The sequence below is a fragment of the Micromonospora sp. NBRC 101691 genome (assembly GCF_030269285.1).
GTDB lineage: Bacteria > Actinomycetota > Actinomycetes > Mycobacteriales > Micromonosporaceae > Micromonospora > Micromonospora echinospora.
The window spans coordinates 78,052-102,901 of record NZ_BSTB01000012.1; the positions used below are offsets into that span (position 1 = coordinate 78,052).

The window sequence follows — 24,850 nt, forward strand, 5'->3', positions numbered from 1 at the left end:
CGACCCTGACTGTTAGGACAGTCCACTTAACTGTAAGGACTACTTACTTATTATCGTGCCGCTCACTAGCGTGACCGTCAGCGCGCACGGACAGTGTCGCCCGTCGGCGGCTACCGGACCACCCAGGGCGCGTACGCAGACGAGGGGCCCAGATGCTGACCCACCCGGCGCACGCCCGCCACACCCTGATCGAGGTCGCGGACCTGCACCAGGACCCGCTGGCCCCGCCGGTACGCGCACACGTCCGGCCGCTGCGCGCGGTCCTCGACTGGGCCCGCGACTACCTGTGCCGCCCGCACCCCGAACTCGGCCGGACCGGCAACGTCTGCCCGTACGCCCAGGGGTCGCTGGACCGCAACGCGTTCTATCTCACCGTGGCGCCGGGCCGGACACACCCGGCGGACGAGCTGGACCGACTGCTGATCCACCACCGGGACTGGCTGCTCGACCTCAGCCGGCACCGTGGCGGTGCCGCCCAGTTCACCACGATCCTGATCGTCTTCCCGGACCTGGCCGCCGCCGACGTGCCCGAGGTCGTCGACCTCACCCAGGAGCGGCTCAAGGCACGCTTCGTCGGGCACGGTCTGATGCTCGGCGAGTTCCACGCCGGCCCGCCGGCCAAGGGCGGGCTGTGGAATCCGGACTTCGCCGCGCTGCGCTGCCCGGTACCGCTGCTGGCGATCCGACACATGGTGCCGACGGACTTCCCCTTCCTGCGCGACGACCCGGACCACGTCCGGGCCTACCTCGCCCGCTTCGCCGACCAGATCCCGCCGCACCTGCGCGAGACGGTGCGCCGCACCGTCGACCAGCTCGGGCTGGCACCGGAACCCGTCGGCGGTGCCGGTGCGCACTGACCCCCCGACGACGGTGCCGCAGCTGCTCGCCGCGCGGGCCGACGACGATCCGGACCAGGCCGCGATGATCCTCGCCGGGGTCGGCACGCTGACCTTCGGGCAGTGGCGGGCCGGGGCCGAGGCGGGCGCGCACGACCTGCGGAGCCGGGGCGTACGCCGGGGCGACCGGATCGGGCTGGTCTTCGGCGGGGCGGACTGGCTCGACTACGCGGTCGCCTACGCGGCGGTCACCACGGCCGGCGCGGTCGCCGTACCGATCTCGGACCGGACCGGACCCGTGGCGGCCGACCTGCTCGCCAGGTGCGGCGCGACCGGGGTGCTGCACGGCCGGGCCGGGCCGCCGCCCGGCACCGGACCCGCGTCCACCACCGGCCGGACGCCGGCCGGCACGTGGTGGACGGCGGCGGCCGGTGACCTCGGGCGCGGCGGCGCGCGTGGCCCGGTCGACGTCGAGGTGCGCCCCGGCGACCTCGCCCAGATCGTGCACACCTCGGGCACCACCGGCGCCCCCAGAGGGGTGGCCGCCAGCCATGCGAACCTGACCTTCGGCACGGCACCGCGACCACGCCGCCGGGCACTGGCCCACTCCCGCCACTTCGTGCACGCCTTCCCGATCGGCACCAACGCCGCCCAGACCATGCTGCTGCAGTCGCTTGCCGCCCGCCCGGCCGCCGTCGTCGCCGCCCGCTTCGACGCCGAGGAGTTCGCCGCGCTGATCGCCCGACACCGGGCCGGCACGGTCTTCGTGGTGCCCTCGATGGCGATCGAGCTGCTACGCGCCGGGGCACACCGGCGACACGACCTCGGCGACGTGCTGCTGGTCGCCTCGACCGGCGCGGCGCTGCCGCCGGCCGTCGCCCGCGATCTCACGGCCGCGCTGCCCGGGGCCACGGTGGTCAACAACTACACGTCGACGGAGGCCGCCCCGGCGCACACCACGGTGGTCTACGACCCGGACCGGCCCACCGCGCTCGGCCGACCGGCCGCCGGCGCCCAGCTGAGGATCACCGACGCGGACGGGGCGCCGCTGCCGCCGGGCGTGACCGGTGAGGTGTGGCTACGGGCGGAGACCGAGTCCCGCACGTACTTCGGCGACCCGGCCGCCAGCGCCACGGTCTTCCGGGACGGCTGGGTACGGATGGGCGACCTCGGCCACCTCGACGCCGACGGCTACCTGCACCTGGTGGACCGGGAGGGGGACACCGTCAAGACCGGCGCCTTCAAGGTCTCCACCCTGCACGTCGAGTCGGTCCTGTTCGACCACCCGGACGTCGCCGACGCCGCCGTGGTCGGTCTGCCGCACGCCACGCTCGGTGCGATGGTGGCGGCTGCCGTGGTGCCCCGCCGACCGGTCCCGCTCGACGCGCTGCGGGCCCACCTGACCGACCGGCTCGCCCCGTACGAGCGCCCGCTGCGCCTGGTCCTGGTCGACGCGCTGCCCCGCAACGACGGCGGGAAGGTGGTCCGGGCCGCGCTGCGCGAGCTCTTCACCGACCAGCCGGACACCGTGGCCGGCCCGCCGGCGACAACGGCCGAGATCCGGCTCGCCGCGCTCTGGAACCGGGTGCTCGGCGGACCGGCGGTCGGCCGGCACGACGACTTCTTCGCCCTCGGCGGGGACTCGCTCCGGGCCGCCCAGATCGCCACGCTGGCCGCCGCCGAGTTCGGCGTGGACGTGCCCGCCTCGGTGGTCTTCGACCGTCCGGTGCTGGCCGCCCAGGCCGACTGGCTCGCCAGCGCCGCCCGCCCCGCCTCCACCGCCTCCGCCACGTCCGTCTCCACCGCCAGTGCCACGGCCACGGCCGCCCCGACCGCAGCCGTGACCGTGGCGACACCGGAGCCGGCGACCACTGCGGTCGGACCGGACGGCGGCGTCGGGACGGACGCCCACGACGTGACGGTGGCCCTCACCGCCCAGCAGGAGAACTTCCTGGCCTGGATGTACGCCACCGACGAGCCCCGCGACCCGGGGCCGATCAGCGTCGCGATCCGGATCACCGACCGGTTCGACCCGGCCCTGCTCCGCGCGGCGCTCGGCGTCCTGGTGGCCCGGCACGAGGCGCTGCGGACGGTCTTCCGGCTCGTCGACGGCTCGCCCCGGGCGTACCTGCTGCCGGACTGCCCGCCGGCGGTGACAGTCAGCACCGCGACCGAGGCCCGGGAGGCCGCCGACCTGGTCCGCGCCGACCGGGAGCTGCGGTTCGGGCTGGCGCACGGGCCACTGGTCCGGGCGATCGTGGTCCGGCTCGGCGTGGACGACCACGTCCTCGGGCTCGCCGTGCACCACCTGGTCTTCGACGGCTGGTCGATGGGGGTGCTGCTGCGCGAACTCGGCCTGGTCTACTCGGCGCTGCGTACCCACCGGCCGGCCACCCTGCCGGCGCTGCCGGTGTCGCATTCCGAGGCGGTGCGCTGGACCCGGGCCCAGTGGCCCCGGACCCGCCGCTACTGGCGGGACCGGCTGGCCGGAGCACCGACCGTCGTCGAGCCGTTTCCCGGCCGTCGGCACGCGGTACGGCTGCGCAGCGACTCGCGGGAGTTCCGGATCGACCCGGCGCCGGCCGGCCGGCTGCGCGCCCTCGCGACGCAGTGGGGCGCGAGCACGTTCATGCTGGTCGCGGCGGCCTGGGCGGCCGTCCTCAGCGGCTGGAGCGGGGCGCGTGACCTCGTCGTCATGTCCCCGGTCCCGGGGCGCAGCCGGCCGGAGTTCGAGGCGCTGGTCGGCTGCCTGGTGCAGTCGCTGCCGCTGCGGATCGACACCGGCGGCGATCCGCCCTTCACCGACCTGCTCGACCGGGTACGCGGCACCGCACTCGACGCGGTGGACCACCAGTACTACCCGTTCGCCGAGTTCTACGCCCGCTTCCCGGCCGCCGCCTGGCTCCGGTTCGAGAGCTGGGGCGGCGACCCGCACTTCCCCGGCCTGATCTCCGAGGGCTTCCCGTTGCCCCGGGCACTGGACGCCGACTGGCCCACCCCGGACGGCCGGCCCGATCTCGGCGTACCGGAACTGGCCATGGTGGAACAGCCGGACGGATCGCTGAGCGGCTGGCTGCTCTGGAACTCCTACGCCTTCGACCCGACCACCCCGCGCCGGCTCGCCGACGCCCTGCTGCACCTGCTGCACGCGCTGCCCGACGGCGCCGGCGCCCCGATCTCCGAGCTGGTCGACCCGGACCGGGCGACCCGAACCCCGCAGCGTCCCGGTGCCGGCCACCCGGTGCCCGAAACGGAGGCAGTGTGACCACGGTGGAGTCGCCCCGGCTCGGGCCGGCCTCGACCGCCCAGCACGGCCTGTGGTTCACCGAGCGGATCGGCCACGCCCGGTCCGCCTACCACATGCCACTGCCGGTACGCCTGCTCGGCGCACTCGACGTCGCCGCGCTGGCCGACGCCTGTGCCGCCGTCGTCGCCCGGCATCCGGCCCTCGGGTACGCCTTCGACGACACCGACGGGGAACTGTCGCTGGTCGCCGCCCCGCCACCCCGGCTGACCCGACGGTCGGTGACCCCCGGGGAACTGCCCGCCGCCGTCCGCGCCGAGACGCTGCTCCCGTTCGACCCCCGACACGGCCCACTGGTCAGGTTCACCCTGTTCACCGTGGCACCGACCGAGCACCTGCTGCTGATCGTCGCCCACCACCTGGTCTTCGACGGCGGCTCCAAGGACCTGCTGCTGCGCGACCTGGGTGCGCAGTACGGCGCCCGGGTCGCCGGGAGCGCCCCGCCCGGCGGGGCACCGGTGCCGTACGCCGCGCACGTCGCCGAGGACGAGGCCCGGATCGCCGCCGGCGTGACGGCCGCCCGGGCCTTCTGGGCCACCCGGTGGCGGGAGCCCGATCCGGTGGTGCTGCCCGGACTGCGCCGGCCCCAGGACGGCGTACGGGCCGGCGAGGTGTTCGGGTTCGACCTGCCCGAACCGCACCGGCTGGCCCTGGCCCGGTACGCCGACGCCAGTGGACACACCCGGTTCGAGGTGCTGCTCGCCGCCGTGTACGCCCTGCTGTGCCGCTACGGCAACAGCACTCCGACGGTGGCGGTGGACCTCGGTACGCGCACCGGGGCGACCCGCGACACCGTCGGGCTGTTCGTCAACGAACTGCCGGTGGCCGTGCGCCCGGATCCGGACCGTCCCTTCGCCGCCCTGGCCGCCGCCACCCGCGCCGAGTTGCGGGCCACGTACCCGGTCCGGGCGGTGCCGCTGGCCCGGGCCGTGTCGGGGCTGCGCCCCCGGGCCGCGCTGGCGCCGGTGTCGGTCAGCTACCGACGTCGCACCGGGCCCGAGCCGGTCTTCGCCGGGCTGCGCGCCGAGGTCGACTGGGCCGGCTTCCACCACGCCGCCCGCAACGACCTGCACGTGCAGGTGGTCGACGGTCCGGACCGCACCACGGTGCGCCTGCAGTACGGCGTCGACACGATCGACAGCGACAGCGTCGGCCGGATCGCCGGGCACCTGGTCACGCTGCTGGGCGCGGCGACCGCCGAACCGGGCACGCCGGTCGGCGCGCTGGCGCTGCTCGGCGAGGAGGAACGTCGGCTGGTGCGGACCGGCTGGGCGTCACCGGTCGGCGTCGCAGCGCCGCCACCGGCCGGTACGGTCCCGGAGCTGGTCAGCGCGTGGGCTGCCGCCACGCCGGACGCGCCGGCCGTCGTAGCCGGTGACCGGGTGACGACGTACGCCGAGTTGGACCGGGCCGCCGCCACCCTCGCCGACCGGCTACGGGCCGCCGGTGCCCGACCCGGGGTGCGGGTGGCGGTCCGGCTGCGCCGGTCGCCGGCCCTGCTGGTCGGCCTGCTGGCGGTGCTGCGCACCGGGGCCGCGTACGTGCCGCTCGACGTGGACCATCCACCGGCCCGACGGGCGTTCGTGCTCGACGACACCACCCCCGCGGTGCTGCTGGTCGAGGCCGGCACCCCGGACGAGGCGTCCACCCACCGCCCGAGGATGCTCTCCGTCGACGACCCGGCCACCGGGGGGTCAGGCACCACCGGCCCGGTCGCCACGGAGTCGGGCCCGCCGGCCCGGGAACCGGTGCCGGCCGGGCCGGCACCGGACGACGTGGCGTACGTGGTGCACACCTCCGGCTCCACCGGCCGGCCGAAGGGCGTCGAGGTCACCCACCGGTCCCTGCGGTACCTGCTGGACGCCCTGGGTGCCACTCTCGACAGCGGCCCGACCCACGGCTGGCTGGCGCTGGCGTCGGTGTCGTTCGACATGTCCGTACCGGAGCTGTTCCTGCCCCTGGTCACCGGCGGCCGGGTCGTGCTCGCCGCCGAGGACGACACCCGCGACGGCTCCGCCCTGCTCGGGCTGGTCCGCCGGCACCGGGTCAGCCACGTGCACGCCACCCCGTCGACGTGGCGGCTGCTGCTCGACGCCGGCTTCGCCGACCGTACCGTGGTCGGTCTCTGCGGCGCGGAACCACTGCCGCTCGCCCTGGCCGGTGACCTGCGGCCCCGGGTGCGCCGACTGTGGAACCTCTACGGCCCGACCGAGGCCACCGTCTGGGCCAGCGCGGCGGACCTGCCCGAGCCGGTCGACGCGGTCACCATCGGCCGGCCGCTGCCCGGCACCCGCATCCACCTCCTGGACTCCCGGGGGCGGCCGGTGCCGGTCGGCGTACCGGGCGAGATCCACATCGGCGGACCCGGGGTGGCTCGCGGTTACCTCGACCGCCCCGCGCTGACCGCGCGCAGCTTCCTGCCCGACCCGTACGGCCCACCCGGCTCGCGTCTCTACCGCACCGGCGACCAGGGGCGGCTCGGGCCGGACGGCCAGCTGGAGTGCCTCGGGCGGCTCGACCGGCAGGTGAAGATCCGGGGGCACCGGGTCGAGCCCGGCGAGATCGAGGCGGCGCTGGACGGGCACCCGGACGTCCGCCGCTGCGCGGTCGAGCTGCGCGACGACGGCACGGGGCCGCGCCTGGTCGCCTACGTCGAGTTCCGGACCGGCCGGCAGCCCTCCGCCGCCGACCTCCGGCGCCACCTGCGGGCGACGCTGCCCGGGTGGATGGTGCCGGAGCTGGTGGTGCCGCTGGCCGTGCTGCCGACCACGCCGAACGGCAAGCTCGACCGGTCCGCGCTGCCCGCCCCGGACTCCGCCACCGCCACCGCCGACGATGTCACCACCACCGACGCCGACGGGGCGGACGACATCGTCGCCGGCATCGTCGGGATCTGGCGACAGGTGCTGCGGGTCGACCGGTTCGGCCCGCACGACGACCTCTTCGACGACCTGGGCGGCCACTCGCTGAGCGTCACCCAGATCGCCGCCCGGATGCGCCGCCAGCTCGGCATCGACCTGCCGCTGCACGTCTTCTTCGACACCCCGACGATCGCCGGCGTCCTCGCCGCCGTCGTCGGCGGTGCCGGCGTCGGCGACCCGGCGAGCGCGGGAGCGGGCGGCGCCGATGACTGACCACGACGATCTTCGAGGAGTCCGTCCCATGCCGACCACCACCAGCCCGGCGGGCGCGGACCGGCCCGGCCACGGCGGCGTGGCCGCCCTGTCACCGCAGCACCAGGAACTGCTGGCCCGGCGGCTGGCCCAGCTCGGCCTGGCGCCCACCGCCGCGCCGGCCGTCCCCCGGGTGCCGCGCACCGGCGGCGAGCAGCGCTTCGCGTGCTCCTCCGGCCAGCAACGGATGTGGCTGGCCACCCAGTTCGACCCGGCCGACCCGTCGTTCCACGTCGCCATGTCCCAACGGCTCACCGGCGCGCTCGACGTCGGCGCGCTCCGCGCCGCCCTGGCCGACCTGGTCGCCCGGCACGAGATCCTGCGCACCGGCTACGTCGGCGTCGACGGCGAGCCCCGACAGGTCCTCCGGCCGACCGGCGAGGTGCCGGTGACCGAGGTCGACCTGCGGCACCTGCCGGCGGCCGACCGCGAGGACCGGGCCCGGGACCTCGCCCGCGAGGCGTTCGCGGTGCCGTTCGACCTGGCCGCTGGTCCGGTGCTGCGGGCGTCGCTGTTCCGGCTCGCCGACGACGAGCACGTGCTGCTGGCGACCAGCCACCACATCGCCATCGACGGCTGGTCGATCGGCAACGCGCTGCGGGAACTCGCCGCGCTCTACGCGTGGCGCCTCGCCGGTGGCACCGGGGCACCGCCGCTGCCCGACCTGCCCGTGCAGTACGCCGACTACGCCGAATGGCAGCACCGGGGCATCGCCGACGGCGCGCTGGAGTCGGGCCTGGCGTACTGGCGCAGCCACCTGGCGGCACCCCGGGCCGACGCGCACCTGCCGATCGCCCGCCGGCACGCCGGCCCGGCCCGCGCCGGTGGCGCCAAGCGGCACCTGCGGATCGGCCCGGACCTCGTCGAGGGGCTACGGGCGGCGGCCGGCGGCACCCGGGGCACCACCCCGTTCGTCACCCTGCTCACCGCGTTCACGGCACTGCTGGCCCGCTACACCGGGCAGCGCGACGTCACCGTCGGCACCCTGGTGGCCGCCCGCACCCACGTGGAGCTGGAGCCCCTGATCGGCTACTTCGCCAACCCGATCGCGCTGCGCACCGACCTCGATCCGGACCTGACCTTCGCCGAGGCGGCCGGCCGGGTACGGCGCACCGTCATCGACGGCTTCGCCCACCAGAACGTGCCGTTCGACCTGGTCGTGCAGGAGGTCGCGCCGCGCCGCGACGCCGACCGGCACCCGTTCTTCCAGAGCGCGGTGATCCTGCACAACTTCACCGAGGGCGGCCCGTCGGCCTGGCCGGGGCTGTCGGTGAGCTGGTGGGACAGCCAGCTCGACGACATGCTCTTCGACCTGACCCTGGTCGGGGTGCCGCAGGCCGACGGCGGACTGGAGCTGACGTTCTCGTACCGCACCGAGGTCTTCGACGACGCCGACATCGGCCGGTTCGCCGGGCACTTCCGGCAGTTGCTGACCGCGGTGGTCGCCGCGCCCGGACAGCGCCTCGGCGACGTGGCACTGCTCACCCCGGACGAGCGGCACCGGGCCCTGGTCGACTGGCAGGGGCCGACCGCCACGCCGCCGGCCGGGAGTTTCCCCGAACTGTTCGCGCGCGCCTGCGCGACCACGCCGGACGCGATCGCGGTCAGTGACGACGCCGACCGGCTGACGTACCGGGAGCTGGCCGCCCGCGCCGACCGGCTCGCCGCGCTGCTGCGCGGGCGCGGGGTCCGGCCGGAGACACCTGTCGGGATCTGCCTGGACCGGTCGGTGTCGATGCTGGTCGCGGTGCTCGGTGTGTGGCGGGCCGGCGGGGCGTACGTGCCGCTGGACCCGGCGTTCCCCCCGGATCGGCTGCGGCTGATGGTCGACGACGCGGGCGTCACGGTGCTGGTGACGCAGCGGTCGGTGCGGAACCGGCTGCCGCAGCTCTGCGCCGGTCCGGACGTGGTGTGCCTGGACGACGAGCGGCAGCGGCTGCGGGCACCCGCCCCGGCGGCCGGCGACCCCGGGGCGCCGCCACCGGTCCGGCCACCGCACGCCGGTCAGCTCGCGTACGTCATCTACACCTCCGGCTCGACGGGGCGACCCAAGGGGGTCGAGGTCACCCACGGCGCGGTCGCCAACCTGCTGCTGTCGTTCCGCCGCTCGCTCGGGCTCACCGACGCCGACCGGCTGCTCGCGGTCACCACCCTGTCGTTCGACATCTCCGTGCTGGAGCTGCTGCTGCCGCTGATCTGCGGGGCCCGGGTGCTGGTCGCCACCGCCGCCGAGGTCGCCGACGGTACGGCGCTGCGCGGGCGGGCCGAGGCGGACCGGGCGACAGTGCTCCAGGCCACCCCGGCGACCTGGCGGCTGCTGCTCTCCGCCGGTGGCGTACCGGCCGGGATCCGGCACCGGCTCTGCGGCGGTGAGGCGTTCTCCCGCGACCTGGTGCGGGAGCTGGCCGGGGGGCGGCTCTGGAACGTCTACGGCCCGACCGAGACGACGGTGTGGTCGGCGGCCGGCACCGTCGACCCCGGCGACGGGCCGGTGGCGATCGGACCGCCGATCGACAACACCCGGATCCTGCTGCTCGACGGCCGGGGTCAGCCGGTACCGGTCGGCGTCGCCGGCGAGGTCCACATCGGCGGGCTCGGGCTGGCCCGGGGCTACCACCGGCGACCCGCACTGACCGCGCAGCGGTTCGTGCCCGACCCGTTCGGCGACACCCCGGGCAGCCGGCTCTACGCCACCGGCGACCTGGCCCGCTACCTGCCGGACGGGCGGCTGGAGTTCCTCGGCCGGGGCGACCAGCAGGTCAAGGTACGCGGCTTCCGGGTCGAACTCGGTGAGATCGAGGAAGCACTGCGGGCCGAGGAGCAGGTCCGGGACGCCGCCGTCACCGCCTGGCACGGTGCCGGCGACGGCGACGCCCGACTCGTCGCCTACGTGGTCGGCACGGAGCCCGGCACCGACCCCGCCGGACTCTGGGCGGCGATCCAACCCGGGCTGGCCCGGCGGCTGCCCGGCTACATGGTGCCGGCGACCCTTGTGGTGCTCGACGCGCTGCCACTCACCCCGAACGGCAAGGTGAACCGGCAGGCGTTGCCGGCACCGGACTGGGGCGCGACCGACGCCACCGCGTACGTCGCGCCCCGGGACCCGGTCGAGGAGGCGATCGTCGGGATCTGGGAGGAGGTGCTCGACGTACGCCCGATCGGGGTGGACGCCGACTTCTTCGCCCTCGGTGGGCACTCGCTGCTCGCCGAACGGGTGCTGGCCCGCATCCGGGCGTACTTCCAGCTGGAGGCGCCGACCCGGGCGCTGTTCGAGGCGCCCACGGTCGCCGGGCTGGCCGCCGCGCTGACCGCACTGGAACCGGTACCCGGGCAGGTCGCCGCGGTGGCCGAACTGCGGGCGCAGATCGCGTCGATGTCGCCCGAGGCGGTCGAGACGATGCTGGCCCAGGAGGGTGCCCGGTGAGCGCCTCGGCCGACCAGCTTCTCGCCGTCCTGCTGGCCCGGCGCGGCATCGAGGTCACCGGCACGCAGACGATCCGACCCGGCGACCGCGCCGGTGACCTGCCGCTCTCCCCCGCCCAGCAGCGGATCTGGTTCCTCGACCGGCTCGGGGTCGGCGACTCGGCGTACGTGATGGGTGGCGCCCACCGCCTCACCGGCGCGCTCGACACGACCGCCCTCGCCGCCGCGCTGCGACTGCTCGTACGCCGGCACGAACCGTTGCGGACGTCGTTCGCCGAGCGGGCCGGCCACCCGGTGCAGGTGATCCTGCCGGCCGACGATCCCGGGATGGCCGTGCCGCTGCCCCTGGTCGACCTGGCGGAGACGCCCGCCGCGACCCGGCAGACCCGGCTGGAACGGCTGGCCCGGTACGAGCTGACCCGTCCCTTCGACCTCGGCCGGGCGCCGCTGGTCCGGGCCACCCTGGTCCGGCTCGCCGCCGACGACCACGTCCTGCTGCTCGCCTTCCACCACATCGTCTGCGACGACGTCTCGGCCCGGCTGCTGTTCGCCGAGCTGATCAGCGGGTACGCCACACTCGTCGCCGGCCGGCAGCCGGCGTCCGAGCCGCCGCCGGTGCAGTACGCCGACTACGTACGCTGGCTCGGCGAGCGCGATCCGGCGGCACTGGCGGCGCAGGAGGCGTACTGGCGCGACCATCTGGCCGACGCGCCGGGTCAGCTCGACCTGCCCACCGACCGGCCCCGACCGGCGCTGCCCCGGTCCCCGGCCGGCACCCGGCCGTTCCGGCTCTCCGGTCGACTGACCTCGGCGATCGAGGAGCTGCGCCGCCGCGAGGACTGCACCACGTTCACCGTGCTGCTGGCCGCGTTCACGATCCTGCTGGCCCGGCACAGTGGCCAGGAGGACGTGGTCGTCGGCGTACCGGCGAGCACCAGGTCGCTGCCCGAACTCGAGTCGATGGTCGGCATGTTCGTCAACACCCTGGCGCTGCGCACCGACCTGAGCGGCGATCCGAGCCTGCGCGACGTGCTGCGCCGGGTCCGGCGGACCAGCCTCGGTGGGCTCGGGCACCGGGACGTACCGCTCGAGCGGGTCACCGAACTGGTCCGGCCGGCCCGGGGAGCCAACCGGCAGCCGCTGTTCCAGGTGATGTTCGTGCTCAACGGCACCGACTCCGGCCCCGACCCGACGGCCGGCCCGCCGGACGCGACCGGCGGGCTGACCGTGACGGCGGCCGGACCCGACCGCGGGACGGCCCGGTTCGACCTGACCCTGGTGGTGGTCGAGCACGCCGGACAGCTCACCGGCCAGCTGGACTACGACGCCGAGCTGTTCGACCCGGCGACCGCCGCACGGCTGGTGGCACACCTGGAGCTGGCGGTGGCCGCGCTGGCGTACACCCCGGAGCTGCCGCTTCGCGACCTCGCCCTGCACACCCCCGCCGACCGGGCCCGGTTGCACGCCGGCCTGCGGCCGGTGACCGGCGTGGCCTCCGCCGGGGTCGACGACCCCGGCCGCGTCGATGCCCCCGGCTACGTCGACGACCTGGTGGCGGCGCAGGCCGCCCGGACACCACGGGCGCCCGCCGTCCTCGCCGACGGGCAGGTGCTGACCTACGGCGACCTCGACCGGCGGGTCGACCGGCTGGCCCGGCGACTGCGCACGGCCGGCGTCGGCCGCGAGGCGCCGGTCGGGATGGCCCTGCGGGCCGGCCCGGACGGGATCGTCGCGCTGCTGGCCGTCATCCGGGCCGGCGGCGCCTACCTGCCGCTCGACCCCGGCCACCCGGTCGACCGGGTCGGCGCGCTGCTCGCCGACGCGGGCGCGACGATCCTGGTCACCGACGCGACCGGGCGCGACCTGCTCGCCGGCCTACCGGTCACCGTCGTCGACGTCGCCGACCCGGCCGACACCGCCGTCCCGACCTCACCGGTCACCGTCGTCGACACCGCCGACCCGACCCCGGCCGACGCCACCGTGTCGCGGGCCCGCCGGCCGGACCAGCTCGCGTACGTCGTCTACACCTCCGGCTCGACCGGCCGACCCAAGGGCGTCATGGTGACCCACCGGACGCTGACCGCCCTGGCCACCTCCTTCCGTGACCGGCACGGTTTCGGCCCCGGGCAGCGGATCCTGATGATCCCGCCGCTGACCTTCGACGCGTCGGTCGGCGACGTGTTCCCCGCCCTGATCAGCGGCGCGGCGCTGGTGGTGCACCCCGACCCGGCCGCCCTGACCGGACCGGCGCTGGTCGACCTCTGCCGGGTCGAGGGCATCACCGCCGTGGACGCACCGGCGGCCCTCTGGCAGCGCTGGGTCGACGACCTCGACGGCCACCGGCTCCCCGCCGACCTGCCGCTGACCGTGATGATGGTCGGTGGTGAGCGGGTGTCCGCCGACAAGCTCGCCGCCTGGCACCGGCTGACCGGTGGCCGGACCGCCTTCTACAACCACTACGGCCCGACCGAGGCGACGGTCTGCGCGACCGTGTTCCGGTCCGCGCCCGCCGACGAGGCCGAGTCCGCCACCGCCACCGACGCCGCCGGGCCGGACTCCGGCGACGCCCCCGCCGACGGGTACGGGGCCGGCGGGCACCTGCCGATCGGCCGGCCGCTGCCGCACGTGCGGGCGTACGTGCTGGACCGGTGGATGCGGCCGGTGCCGTACGGCGCCGCCGGTGAGCTCTACCTCGGCGACGACTGCCTGGCCCGTGGCTACCTCGGTCGCCCGGACCTGACCGCCGCCGCGTTCGTGCCCGACCCGTTCTCGGCGACGCCCGGAGCCCGGCTCTACCGCACCGGAGACCTGGCCCGGGTCGGCCCGGACGGGCAGCTGGAGTTCCTCGGCCGGGTCGACCGGCAACTGAAGATCCGGGGGCACCGCATCGAGCCGGCCGAGATCGAAGCGGTGCTCGACGGGCACCCCGGCGTCGCCCGGTCGGTGGTGGTGGCCCGGGGACAGCGGCTCGCCGCGTTCGTCGTGCCCCGTCAGGTGGCGCCGACCGCCGACGAGCTGCGCGCCCACCTCCGCTCCCGGCTGCCCGAGTACCTGGTGCCGGCCACCGTCGTGGCGCTTGCGGAACTGCCGCTGACCGCGCACGGCAAGGTCGACCCGGATCGGCTGCCCGCCGACACCCCGGACGAGCAGCGCCCCTTCACCGCCCCCGCCACGGCGACCGAGGTCGCGGTGGCGCGGATCTGGTCCCGGGCGCTGGACCGCGAGCGGGTCGGCGTCAACGACGGGTTCTTCGACCTGGGCGGCCATTCACTGCTGGCCGCGCCGGTGCTCAGCGAGGTCAACCGGCACTTCGGCACCCGGCTGCCGCTGCGTTCGCTGTTCGACGCCCCCACGCTGGCCGCCTTCGCCGCGCTCGTCGACGCCGCCCTGTCCGACGCCGCTGCGCCCGATCCGGTGCCCGCCGCTGCCGTCAGCGCCCGTCGCGGGCCGGACCTGCGCGCCGAGGCCGTACCCCCCGACGACGTGGCACCGCCCGGGACGTACGTGCCGGTGGCCGACCCGGCCGGGGTGCTGCTGACCGGAGCGACCGGCTTCCTCGGCGCGTACCTGCTCGACGACGTCCTGCGGCACACCACCGCCGAGGTGTACTGCCTGGTCCGGGCCGGCTCGGAGGGCACGGCGACGGCCCGGATCGAGGAGAACCTGCGCCGGTACGGGCGCTGGCGGCCGGGGTACCCGGCCCGGATCGTGCCGGTCGTCGGTGATCTCGCCGAGCCTCGACTGGGACTCGGCCAGCGGGCGTTCGACGCGCTCGCCGACCGGGTCGACGTGGTGCTGCACAACGGGGGCAGCGTCCACTTCGTCCAGCCGTACGAGCGGCTGCGGCCGGCCAACGTGTCCGGGACCGTCGAGGTGCTCCGGCTGGCGTCGCGCGGCCGGCCCAAGGCGGTGCACCACGTGTCGACGCTCGGCGTCTACCTGTGCCCGGCGTACGCCTCGCGGACCGTCACCGAGGCGCTGCCGCCGGACGAGCCCGAGGGCCTGCACGGCGGCTACAACGAGAGCAAGTGGGTCGCCGACCGGTTGGTGCGGACCGCCCGGGAACGCGGCCTGCCGGTGTCGGTGCACCGGCCGGCCCGGGTGACCGGCGACAGCCGCACCGGCACCGGCAACGCCGACGACTACTTCAGCCGCCTGCTGCGTACCTTCGCCGAGACCGGCGCGGTACCGGCACTGCAGCACGTCGAGGACATGGCACCTGTCGACGTGGTGGCCGCCGCCATCGGCCGGCTGTCGCGGCGCCCCGACGCGCTCGCCGCCGACCGGCACTACTTCCGGCCGGGGCTGTCCTACCCGCAGATGGCCGAGGTGCTGGGCGGGCTCGGCATCCCGGCCCGGCTGCTGCCGTACCGGGACTGGCGGGCCGGTGTGCTGCGTGCCGGCCCCTCGGTCGCCCTCGGGCCGTTCGTGCCGACGCTGGCCGAGGAGGACGGGCCCCGCGAGCATCCGTACTTCGACTGCGCCCACACCGAACGGGCGACCGACGCGGCCGGGGTTCCCACCCCGCCGCCCGCGGCGACCCTGCTGCGGCGCTACCTGAGCGCCCTGCGTCTGGGCGGGGAGGTGACCGGTAGCGCGTGACCGGGTGGGCGTCGCCCGGCGTGGTGGCTGGGCCGCGACCCTGCTCAACCGCGGGCAGCGCCGAACCACCCGGGCAGCTGACCGAGCAGATCCTGCTGGTCGTCACCGACCCACGCCACGTGGCCGTCCGGGCGCAGCAGCGCGGCGGGCACGTCCGGTTCGTCGCCGGTGTCGACGACGTGGTCGACCCGGTCCGCCCAGCCGGCCGGCGAGAGCCGACCGGTACGGTCGAGCAGCAGTCCACGGCCGCCGCGCATCAGCTCGTAGAGGCGTCCCCGCCCCAGCCGGACGTCCCGCATCCGCCGGCCGAGCAGTTCGTGGCCGGCGCCGACGTCGTAGCGGATCCCGATCGCGGTGATCTTCTCGACCAGGTGCCGGTTCACGTCCTCGAAGTCCATCAGCTCCGACAGCAGCCGGCGCACCGCCTGGGCGCCCGGCGCGGTGGACGTCAGCTCCATCTGCGCGCGGGTGTTCACCAGCACGTCGGCGGCGACCGGATGCCGTTCGGTGTGGTAGCTGTCCAGCAGTCCCTCCGGCGCCCAGCCGTCGACCGCGGCGGCCAGCTTCCAGCCGAGGTTGAACGCGTCCTGGATGCCGAGGTTGAGGCCCTGCCCGCCGGTCGGCGGGTGGACGTGCGCCGCGTCGCCGGCCAGCAGCACCCGGCCGACCCGGTAGCGCTCGGCCTGTCGGGTGGCGTCGCCGAAGCGGGACAGCCAGCGCGGTGAGTGCACACCGAAGTCGGTGCCGGCGAACACCCGTAGCTGCCGTTTGAACTCGTCGAGGGTCGGTGGGACCGACCGGTCCTCGGCCACCCCTTCGGCAGGCACGACGACGCGGTTCATCCCGTTACCGACGGGCCCGACGCCGAACCGCAGCTGGGTCTTGCGGACCTCCGCGACGACGGCGGCGACCGTCGCCGGGTCCTCGGCCACCTCCATCTCACCGAGCAGCGTGTCGGCCGTGGAGGGCTCGCCGGGGAAGCCGACACCGAGCAGCTTGCGCACGGTGCTGCGACCGCCGTCGCAGCCCACGAGCCAGCGCGAGCGCAACCGGGTGCCGTCGGCCAGCTCGGCGGTCACCCCGTCGTCGTCCTGGGTCAGCCCCACCAGTGCGCGGCCCCGTCGGATCTCGACGCCGACGTCGACGGCGTGTTCGGTCAGCAGGCGGTCGGTGGTGGGCTGCGGAATGCCGAGGACATACGGGTGCGCGGTGTCCAGCCCGTCGGGTGCGGGTTTGGCGATGCCGGCGAAGAATCCACCGACGGGGTGCTGCCGGCCGTGCGCGAGGAACCGCTCCAGCAGACCACGCTGGTCCAGGATCTCGATGCTGCGTACGTGCAGACCGAGCGCGCGGACAACCGGGGTCGGCGCCGTCTCCTTCTCCAGCACGAGCACGTGCACGCCGTGCAGCCGCAACTCGCTCGCCAGCATCAGTCCGGTCGGTCCACCGCCGGCCACGATCACGTCAATCACGAGGGTCCCCCATTTTCCGGCCAGCTGTTTCGTGCGGTACGCCGACAGTGCGCACGTACGTCGAGAATCCGTGGTCTCTCGTCAGGGCTGGCCTCGGCCGACGATTCTGGGCCACGACCCGGGTCTTGCCGCAAGACCCCCGGTGCGCTATATGTTGAAAGTGGCCAGGAGTGGGGGGATCTCCTCACACTTCGTCGTCGGACGTGAACGATTCCTCTCCCCGAAGATCCGGGTTCTTCCGGTCCGAGTCAGGGAGTGGACAGGACGATCGCCGCGACCGGGCACCGGTCGACAGCCTCCAGGACGGAGTCCCGTGTGTCGGCGGGTGGCACCGGTCGCAGGACGACCGCCTTCCCGTCCTGCGGACGCTGGTCGAACACCTCGCCGGCCGTCAACACGCACATCCCGGAGCCGACGCAGCGCTCGACGTCCACGGAGACCCGCACCGCCTCACACGTCCCAGGTGACGGGGAGACTCTTCACCCCGTAGATGTCCGCGGTCTCCGGGCGCAGGTCGACCTCTTCCGGTGGGACGGCCAGACGCAGCGTGGGGAAACGGTCGACCAGCGCGGGGAACGCGACCCGAAGCTCGACGCGCGCCAACTGCTGCCCCAGGCACTGGTGGATGCCGTGGCCGAAGGCGAGGTGCCCGCCGTCCTGCCGGCGGAGGTCGAGCACGTGCGGGTCGGCGAAGCGCTCGGGGTCCCGGTTGGCGGTGTGGTACGACAGGATCACCGGCGAGCCGGCCCGGATGGTCTGGCCGCCCACCTCGACGTCCTCCAGTGCCGTCCGCATGAACGTCTTGGCGACGCTGAGGTAGCGCAGCAGTTCCTCCACGGCCCCGTCGGCGAGCCCGGGGTCGGCGCGCAACGCGGCCAGTTGTTCCGGGTTGCGCAGCAGCGCGAACGTGCCGAGGGCCAGCATGTTCGCGGTGGTGTCGAGTCCGGCCGCCAGCAGGATCAGGGCCATCCCCTTCAGTTCCTCGTCGGTGAGGTCGCTGTCGGTGAGGTCGCTGAGCACGTCGTCGGTGGGGTTCGCGCGTTTGGCGGCCACCAGTTCCGCCAGGTAGTCCTGGGTCGCCGTGTAGGCGGCGAACAGGTCCTCGTCGCTGGTCTCGCCGTTCATGAACGAGTCGACCTGGTCCTGGAACGCCCCCCGGTCCTGGTACGGCACGCCCAGCAGCTCACAGATCACGATGGCGGGGATGGGCCGGGCGAACGCGGTCACCAGGTCCGTCGGCGGGCCGGCTGCCGCCATGGCGTCCAGGTGGTCGGCGGTGATCTGCTCGACGCGTTCGGTGAGCAGCCGCATCCGCCGTACGGTGAACCTGCCCATCAGCGGTTTCCGGTAGCGGCTGTGCCGGGGTTCGTCCATGAGGAGGAACTCGCCGGGTGGCGCCGGAGGGACCTCGATGTCTCCGTAGTCGATGGTCGGGTGACGCATGAGCTCCTTGCGGGAGCTGAACCGTGGGTCGGCCAGGACCGACCTGACCAGGTCGTATCCGGTGACCAGCCAGCCGGGTACGCCGCCGGGGAACGGGTAGCGGCTGATGGGGCCGTGCCGGCGGGCGTCGACCAGTTCCGCCGGCGGGTCGAAGGGGCAGCCGGGGCGACGTGCCGTCGGCAGGGCCGTGACGGTGTGCAGGGGTTCACCCATCGCCATTCCTCATCTCCTGGCATTTGACGATGCCCGAAAGCTACGGCGCATTCGAATTGGATGTCAATCAGCCGAAAGCCATTCACCCAGCTGGGCGGCGGGAAATTGGTGCAATGACGTTGACGGCTAATGCAATGCGGCGTTGCAATGAATGACGACGAAGGCAATGCTGGCGGAATGCCAGGAGGACGATTGACCCAGCAGGACCGTCAGCGCATCGCCGCCGGACTCGCCGGTGGGCTCTCCTACGCCGAGATCGCGCGGCGGCTCGACCGGCCGACCTCGACGATCAGCCGGGAGGTCGGACGCAACGGCGGCCCCGGCGGCTACCAGCCCCAGCGGGCGCACCGGGTGACGGCCCAGCGGGCGCGACGTGGCACACCCGCTCCCCCATCGGCGGCCGGGCCGCCCGGTGACACGGCGGGAGAGGAGATCATCGAGTTGGCGGTCCGCAGCGGGCTGCCCCGGATGACGGCACGCGTGCACGTCGACCTGCTGCTGTCCGAGGACGGCACACGCACCGCCGCCCAACTGGCCCACAGGTTGCAGGTCAGCCCGGCGTCCGTCTCGGTGGCGGTCAACTATCTGGTCCGGCACGGGTACGTCCGGCGTGAGCGCGATCCGCAGCGGCGTCACGACGTCTACGTCGTCGACGACGAGGCGTGGTACCACTCGGTCGTGATCGGTGCCCGGCAGACGCTCGAGGCGGCACGGGCCGCGCTGGCCGCGGCGGCGACGTCCGGCCCCGACAATCCCGTGGGGCAGCGACTGGCCAGGGCGGGGGCGTTCCTGGAGCGGGTCAGCCTGGACGGGATGGAGTCCGCCGACCGCTGGCGCGTCCTCCTGGGGTGACCGGGGCGTCCGGCGCGCCGAACCCACCGCGCGTCCGAGCGCGGCGGCGAGGGTTGGTCCCGGTCGGAGGCTGGCCGGCCGGGATCCGACGCTACGGCCGGGGCGTGCGACGCCACCAGCGGCGTCGCCGGGCGCGCCGCTCGGACCCGTCCCCGACAGCAGGGACGTCGGGGGCCGGCGCCGGCCGGGCACGGGCCGCGCGCCACTGCCCGACGACCGCGTCAACGTCGACCGGCCGGACCACCACCCGGGGCCCGGTCGGAGTGCGCAGCCACGCCACGATCTGCGTGTTCAGCTCCTTCGCGCACGCCCGCACCGCCGCCTCGGTGGGCAGGTCCCGCACCTCCTCGGGCAGCCGCTCGGCACGTTTACGCAGCAGCAGCGGGGTGGGCAGCAGCGCCTCGGCGGGGATCTTCTCCCGCTCCAGGAGCCCCTTGATCCACCACTGCTCGTCGTACGGCAGGTCCCGGCCGGGGATGGGGCGGCCCGCGCCGGGCAGGTTGTCGAACTCACCGCGTTCCACGGCGGCGCGGATCTGCGCCTCGACCGCCGCCTCCCACGCGTAGGTCATGCCGGAACCTCCCCCGTGTCGTCGGCCGCCCTGCCACCAGGATGCCCCACCGGCGGGCCGTGTTCCCACCCCGCCGGCCCGGACGGCGGCCGGGCGCCGCCCGACGGTGGCCTAGACTTCGCCCTCGATGGACGAGCAGGCCACCCCCGTCGACACCCGTCCCTGCGCGCACTGCGGACGTGACGTGCCGCAACGCGCCGGCGCGGGCCGCCCGTTCCGGTACTGCCGTGACAACGACGGCGCCTGCCAGCGGGCGTCCCGCAACAGCCGGATGCGGCACCGCAACGCCCCCGGTCTGGCCGGGCAGGTGGCCCGGACCTGGGAGGCGGTGGACCGGCTCGACCAGCTCGTGGAGTCCCTGAGCGAGTCCCTGCACGCCGAGCTGTCCCCGGTCGGGGTGGAACGGCAGCTCGCCCAGGTCCGCGCGGAGGCCGCCGGTCAGGTGGCGCAGGCCCACACCGAACGGGACGAGGCCCGCCGGGCCGCCGAGGACGCGCGGGCCGCCGCGGTGGCCGCCCGCCGGGCCGCCCAGGACGCCGTCGCCGAGCGGGACACCGCCCGCGCCGACGCGGCCCGGCACGCCGAGGACACCGCGCGGGCCGTCGCCCGGGCGGCGGACGCGGAGACGGCCCGCGACACCGCGCAGCGGACGGCCAGCGCCGCCGAGGCGCTGCGGGTGCAGGCCGAACGGGACCGGGACGCGGCCCGCCACGACCTGCGGACCGTCCGCGCGGAACGGGACACCGAACGGCGTCGGGTCGCCGAGCTGACCGCCGAACGGGACACCGCCCGCGCCGACGCCGACCGGGCCACCGGGGATGCCGCCGAAGCGGCCGCCCGCGCCGACCGGGCACAGGCCGACGCGGCGGCCGCCCGCCATGACGCCGACACGCACCGCGCGGCCGCCGACCGGGCCCGCGCCGAGGCGGAACAGGCCCGCCGGGACGCCGTCGATGCGACCCGGTCGGCCGAGGCGGCCCGGGCCGACGCCGACGCCGCCCGCGCGGAGAGCGCCGCCACGGCCGGGCGGGCCCGGGAGGAGACCGCCGCCCTGTCCGCCCACCGGGACCGGCTCACCACCAAGGCCGCGGACGCCCGGGCGGCGGCGGCCACCGCCGAGGCCCGCCTGGCGGAGCTGGCCGTACGGCTCCGCGCGGCCGAAACCGACCGGGACGCGGCGGTGACCCGCGCCGCCCAGCTGGCCGACCAGGTCAGCGACCTGGCCACGGCGCTGGCCCGGCTGGGGTCGGCGACGCCGCGCTGACGGGCCCGGCCGGCACGCGCACCGGTCGCCGTCAGGGCACACCGGTGGCGGCCGGGTACCATACAGGTGACAGCCAGCACACTCCACCGTCTCCCACCCGGCCGGGGCGTCCCGCCGGGCGACCGGCGTGGTCCGGCCAGGCCCACCCGACAGGCGTGGCCGCGTCACCCGCCGTAACCGGGGAATGCTCCGGCGACGGCGGGCCGTTACACCGAGAAGACCAGCACCACCAACGAGGGGAAGTCGAACATGGGCGAGCGTATGCTGCGCGGCAGCCGTCTGGGCGCGGTCAGCTACGAGTCCGACCGCAACACGGAGCTCGCGCCGCGTCAGACCCGCGAGTACCTCTGCGCCAAGGGTCACCAGTTCGAGGTGCCGTTCGCCGTCGACGCCGAGGTCCCGACGACCTGGGAGTGCAAGTTCGACGGCAGCGTCGCCCGGCTGGTCGACGGCAGCGAGCCCGAGCAGAAGAAGGCCAAGCCGCCGCGCACCCACTGGGACATGCTGCTGGAGCGGCGGTCCATCGCCGAGCTGGAGGACATCCTCGCCGAGCGGCTCCAGGAGGTCCGCACCCGCCGCGGTCGCGCCTGACCCACCGACCACGACGAGCCCCCGGGACGACATCCGTCCCGGGGGCTCGTCGTATGCCACGGGGCCTCACCGGCCCGGTTCGACGATCTCCCCCTCGATCGCGGCGGCCGGGTCGGCCGGCCGGGGCTGCTGAGGCGGCGGACCCGGTTCGGTGGTCGGCTGCGTCGCCCCCCGGTACACCCGCACCCGGCGGGGACCGAACAGGTCACCGGCGACCATCGACGACACCCGCCGCTCCGTGGCCCGCTGCACGCCCGCCCCGGCGAGCCGACGCAGCGGCGGCGCCAGCAACGCCAGCCCCACCGCGCCACTGACCAGGCCCGGCACGGCCAGCAGCAACGCGCCGACCAGACCGACGAGCCCGTCGGTCAGCTGCCGGCCCGGCGGCTGCTGCGACTCGACACTGACCCGGAAACCCCGCCACGCGCGCATGCCCTCCCGGCGCAGCAGCAGCAGACCCGCCAGGGACGCGGCGAACACCACCAGCACCGCCCAGGCGAACCCGATCGCCTGGCCGACCAGCACGAACACCGCCACCTCGGCGACCAACCCGGCCAGCAACCCCAGCGGTACGAACCTCCACGTCCGGCGCATCACACCTCATCCGGCCTCGGCGACGCTGTCCTGGTCAAGGATGCCACGGGCCCCGGTCACGGCCACCGGCCGGCGACCGGCCGGCGTCGTCCCCACCGCCGGTCCTGCAACCCCCACAGGGTGATCCGCCACAGCGCCTCCAGCACGATCCACGGGCTCATCTTGCTGGACCCGCGTTCCCGCTCGGCGAACGTGATCGGCACCTCCACCATCCGCGCCCCGGCCCGGTGCAGCAGCCGGGACAGCTCCACCTGGAACGAGTAGCCCCGCGAGGACACCCCGTCCAGGTCGACGGCGTCCAGGGCCCGCAGCCGGTACACCCGGTACCCGCCGGTGGCGTCGGACACCGGAACGCCGAGGGCCCACCGGGCGTACCAGTTGCCGCCCCGGGACAGCAGCAGCCGCCGCCACGGCCAGTTCAGCACCCGCGCGCCGCGCTGCCACCGGGACCCGATGACCACGTCGGCGTCCCGGGCGGCGTGCAGCAGCGCCGGCAGGTCCTCCGGGGCGTGCGACCCGTCGGCGTCCATCTCCACCACCGCGTCGTAGCCGCGCCGCCGCGCCCACGCGAACCCCGCCAGGTACGCCGCGCCGAGCCCGTCCTTGCCGTCGCGGTGCAGCACGTGCACCCGGTCGTCGACGCGGGCCAGACCGTCGGCGACCGCCCCGGTGCCGTCGGGGCTGTTGTCGTCGGCGACCAGCACGTCCACGGCGGGCGCGTGCCGGTGGACCCGGTCGACGATCCCGGCGAGGTTGTCGGCTTCGTTGTAGGTGGGCACCACCACCAGCACCCGCCCCACCACATCCGGACCTCCGGCCGTCCGGCCGGTCTGCTCGCCCACCTGGACCTCCCCCGGTCGCGTCGGCCCCGGGCGGGGCCGACCGTCGTGCCTGCTACCCGGGTGCCGTCACCGGTCGGCGACGCCGCACCGTCGCGCCGGCCAGGACGAGGCCGGCGGCCACCAGCAGCAGCACCTCCGGCCACACCCCCAGCCGGGTGGCGGGGGTCAGCCCGTCACCGAGCCGCATCTGCCGGACCACCACCGCGCCGGTGTTGAACCCGGTCGCCCCGTCTACCCGCCCGTCGGGGGAGACGAACCCGGACACCCCGACCGTGGAGGCCATCAACGCGTCGCGGCCGTGCTCGACGGCCCGCAACCGGACCATCGCCATCTGCTGCAACGCCTCCGACTCGTCGAACGTGGCGTTGTTGGTCTGCACCACCAGCAGTTGCGCGCCACCGGTGACGGTGTCGCGGACCAGCCCGTCGTAGGCGACCTCGAAGCAGATCACGTCGCCGAGGACCGCGTCGCCGGTGTCCAGCACCCCCGGCGTGTCACCGGGCACGAAGTCCGCCCGGACCCGGTCGACCTGCTTGCTGACCATCCGCGCCAGGTCCCGCATGGGCACGTACTCGGCGAACGGCACCGGATGCCGTTTGGTGTACAGCTGTCCGGTGTCGGGGCCGCTGCCGGGCCGCCACAGCAGCCCCGCGTTGCGCACCTGCCCCTCGCCGGGGCCCCGCAGCACCGCGCCGACGAGGATCGGCGCGCCGATCGCGTCGGCGGCCCGGGAGATCCGCGCCCCGGCGGTGGTGTCCCGCAGCGGGTCGATGTCGCTGGAGTTCTCCGGCCACACCACCAGGTCGGGTCGGCGGGCCTGCCCGGCGGTGACCTGACGGGCCAGGTCCAGGGTCGCCTCGACGTGGTTGTTCAGCACCGCCTGCCGTTGGGCGTTGAAGTCCAGACCGAGACGCGGCACGTTGCCCTGCACGATCGCCACGGTGATCCGCTCGTCGCCGCCGCGCAGCCCCACCGGCGCGGCCAGCGCGACGGCGAGCACGGCGACCAGCCCGACGGCCGGCAGCAGGGCCGACGGACGGGGCCGCTGCCACGGCCGCCGCCACAGCCACGTCAGCAGCAGCCCACCGGAGAGCGCCACGGCGAAGGTGACCAGCGGGGCGCCGCCGAGCACGGCCAGCCGCAGCAGCGGCGAGTCGCCCTGACTGAACGCCAACCGCCCCCACGGGAACCCACCGAACGGGGTCCGGTCGCGCAGCGCCTCCTGCCCCACCCACAGCAGCCCGGTCACCGCCGGCCACACCGCCCGGTGCCGGTCGACCAGCGGCGACACGTACGCGCCTGCCGCGCCGAGCAACGCCAGGTAGGCGGCCTGGGATAGGCTCAGCAGCACCCACGGCAGGTAGCCGGTGTGCAGGTTCGTCCAGGCCAGCAGCGGCGCGAACAGCGTCACCCCGGTGACGAACCCCAGGGCGGCGCCGGCGCGGACCCGACGGCGGTGCGTCGCCGCGGCGAGCGCCGCCACGCCGACCACGGCGAGGAGCCACCACCCGTACGGGGGGAACGCCAGCAGCAGCGCCAGCCCGGCCACCACCGCCAGTCCGGCCGCGACCGGCAGGGGCAGCGGACGGGGCGGCGGCGTGCCGGCGTCGGCGGGGCGTACCTCGTCAAGCGTCTTCACCGGCACCTCACCTCGGATCACAGCGTTGAAG

The 24,850-nt window shown here is 75.3% G+C and carries 15 protein-coding genes; 8 read left to right on the forward strand and 7 right to left on the reverse strand.

Going from position 1 to position 24,850, the window contains the following annotated elements:
- The first annotated feature begins 152 nt into the window (after nucleotides 1–152).
- Genes QSK20_RS19210 through QSK20_RS19230 form a run of 5 tightly spaced genes read left to right on the forward strand, consistent with a single transcriptional unit; the run spans nucleotide 153 to nucleotide 15,338 of the window.
- Nucleotides 153–857 (forward strand): DUF6875 domain-containing protein, encoded by a 705-nt coding sequence (locus QSK20_RS19210; protein ID WP_285789969.1) that lies wholly within the window; start codon nucleotides 153–155, stop codon nucleotides 855–857.
- A complete protein-coding gene (locus QSK20_RS19215; protein WP_285789970.1) occupies nucleotides 847–4,101 on the forward strand; it encodes a condensation domain-containing protein in 3,255 nt (1,084 codons plus the stop codon). The genes QSK20_RS19210 and QSK20_RS19215 overlap by 11 nt, the downstream gene beginning before the upstream one ends.
- Nucleotides 4,098–7,274, forward strand: coding sequence for a non-ribosomal peptide synthetase (locus QSK20_RS19220; protein WP_285789971.1), 3,177 nt, complete (start codon nucleotides 4,098–4,100; stop codon nucleotides 7,272–7,274). Before QSK20_RS19215 ends, QSK20_RS19220 begins: the two co-directional genes overlap by 4 nt.
- A 28-nt stretch (nucleotides 7,275–7,302) precedes the next feature.
- The gene (locus QSK20_RS19225) at nucleotides 7,303–10,737 is read left to right on the forward strand and encodes a non-ribosomal peptide synthetase (RefSeq protein ID WP_285789972.1); all 3,435 of its coding nucleotides are present in this window, start codon (nucleotides 7,303–7,305) and stop codon (nucleotides 10,735–10,737) included.
- Nucleotides 10,734–15,338 (forward strand): non-ribosomal peptide synthetase, encoded by a 4,605-nt coding sequence (locus tag QSK20_RS19230; protein WP_285789973.1) that lies wholly within the window; start codon nucleotides 10,734–10,736, stop codon nucleotides 15,336–15,338. The genes QSK20_RS19225 and QSK20_RS19230 overlap by 4 nt, the downstream gene beginning before the upstream one ends.
- Before the next feature lie 44 nt (nucleotides 15,339–15,382).
- Here QSK20_RS19230 and rox read toward each other — a convergent pair whose 3' ends face one another.
- From rox to QSK20_RS19245, 3 genes are all read right to left on the reverse strand, one after another.
- Entirely contained in the window at nucleotides 15,383–16,810 is a 1,428-nt protein-coding gene (rox, locus tag QSK20_RS19235) for a rifampin monooxygenase (protein ID WP_285789974.1), read from the reverse strand.
- A gap of 248 nt (nucleotides 16,811–17,058) precedes the next feature.
- Complete coding sequence (locus QSK20_RS19240) at nucleotides 17,059–17,256, reverse strand: ferredoxin (RefSeq protein WP_285789975.1); 198 nt, start codon at nucleotides 17,254–17,256, stop codon at nucleotides 17,059–17,061.
- Nucleotides 17,257–17,260: 4 nt separating this feature from the next.
- Nucleotides 17,261–18,466, reverse strand: coding sequence for a cytochrome P450 (locus QSK20_RS19245; protein ID WP_285789976.1), 1,206 nt, complete (start codon nucleotides 18,464–18,466; stop codon nucleotides 17,261–17,263).
- Nucleotides 18,467–18,658: 192 nt separating this feature from the next.
- Between QSK20_RS19245 and QSK20_RS19250 the strand changes: the two genes are divergently transcribed.
- Nucleotides 18,659–19,318 carry a GbsR/MarR family transcriptional regulator gene (locus tag QSK20_RS19250; RefSeq protein WP_285789977.1) on the forward strand — a complete coding sequence of 220 codons (660 nt, stop codon included), beginning with the start codon at nucleotides 18,659–18,661 and terminating at the stop codon, nucleotides 19,316–19,318.
- 91 nt (nucleotides 19,319–19,409) lie between these two features.
- Here QSK20_RS19250 and QSK20_RS19255 read toward each other — a convergent pair whose 3' ends face one another.
- Nucleotides 19,410–19,889, reverse strand: a complete 480-nt coding sequence (locus tag QSK20_RS19255) for a DnaJ family domain-containing protein (protein ID WP_285789978.1) — start codon at nucleotides 19,887–19,889, stop codon at nucleotides 19,410–19,412.
- Between the two features lie 127 nt (nucleotides 19,890–20,016).
- On the opposite strand from QSK20_RS19255, the gene QSK20_RS19260 reads away from it, so the two are divergent.
- Nucleotides 20,017–21,153: a coiled-coil domain-containing protein gene (locus tag QSK20_RS19260; RefSeq protein ID WP_285789979.1), complete on the forward strand. Its 1,137-nt coding sequence runs from the start codon at nucleotides 20,017–20,019 to the stop codon at nucleotides 21,151–21,153.
- A 249-nt stretch (nucleotides 21,154–21,402) separates the two neighbouring features.
- Nucleotides 21,403–21,744: an RNA polymerase-binding protein RbpA gene (locus QSK20_RS19265; RefSeq protein ID WP_046564157.1), complete on the forward strand. Its 342-nt coding sequence runs from the start codon at nucleotides 21,403–21,405 to the stop codon at nucleotides 21,742–21,744.
- Nucleotides 21,745–21,810: 66 nt separating this feature from the next.
- On the opposite strand, the gene QSK20_RS19270 is transcribed toward QSK20_RS19265, so the two are convergent.
- The 3 genes from QSK20_RS19270 to lnt are packed head-to-tail and all read right to left on the reverse strand — an operon-like array spanning nucleotide 21,811 to nucleotide 24,825.
- Nucleotides 21,811–22,338, reverse strand: coding sequence for an FxsA family protein (locus QSK20_RS19270; protein WP_285789980.1), 528 nt, complete (start codon nucleotides 22,336–22,338; stop codon nucleotides 21,811–21,813).
- A 56-nt stretch (nucleotides 22,339–22,394) separates the two neighbouring features.
- Nucleotides 22,395–23,180: a polyprenol monophosphomannose synthase gene (locus tag QSK20_RS19275; RefSeq protein ID WP_285789981.1), complete on the reverse strand. Its 786-nt coding sequence runs from the start codon at nucleotides 23,178–23,180 to the stop codon at nucleotides 22,395–22,397.
- A 52-nt stretch (nucleotides 23,181–23,232) separates the two neighbouring features.
- Nucleotides 23,233–24,825: an apolipoprotein N-acyltransferase gene (gene lnt / locus QSK20_RS19280; RefSeq protein ID WP_502888947.1), complete on the reverse strand. Its 1,593-nt coding sequence runs from the start codon at nucleotides 24,823–24,825 to the stop codon at nucleotides 23,233–23,235.
- Between the last annotated feature and the right edge of the window lie 25 nt (nucleotides 24,826–24,850).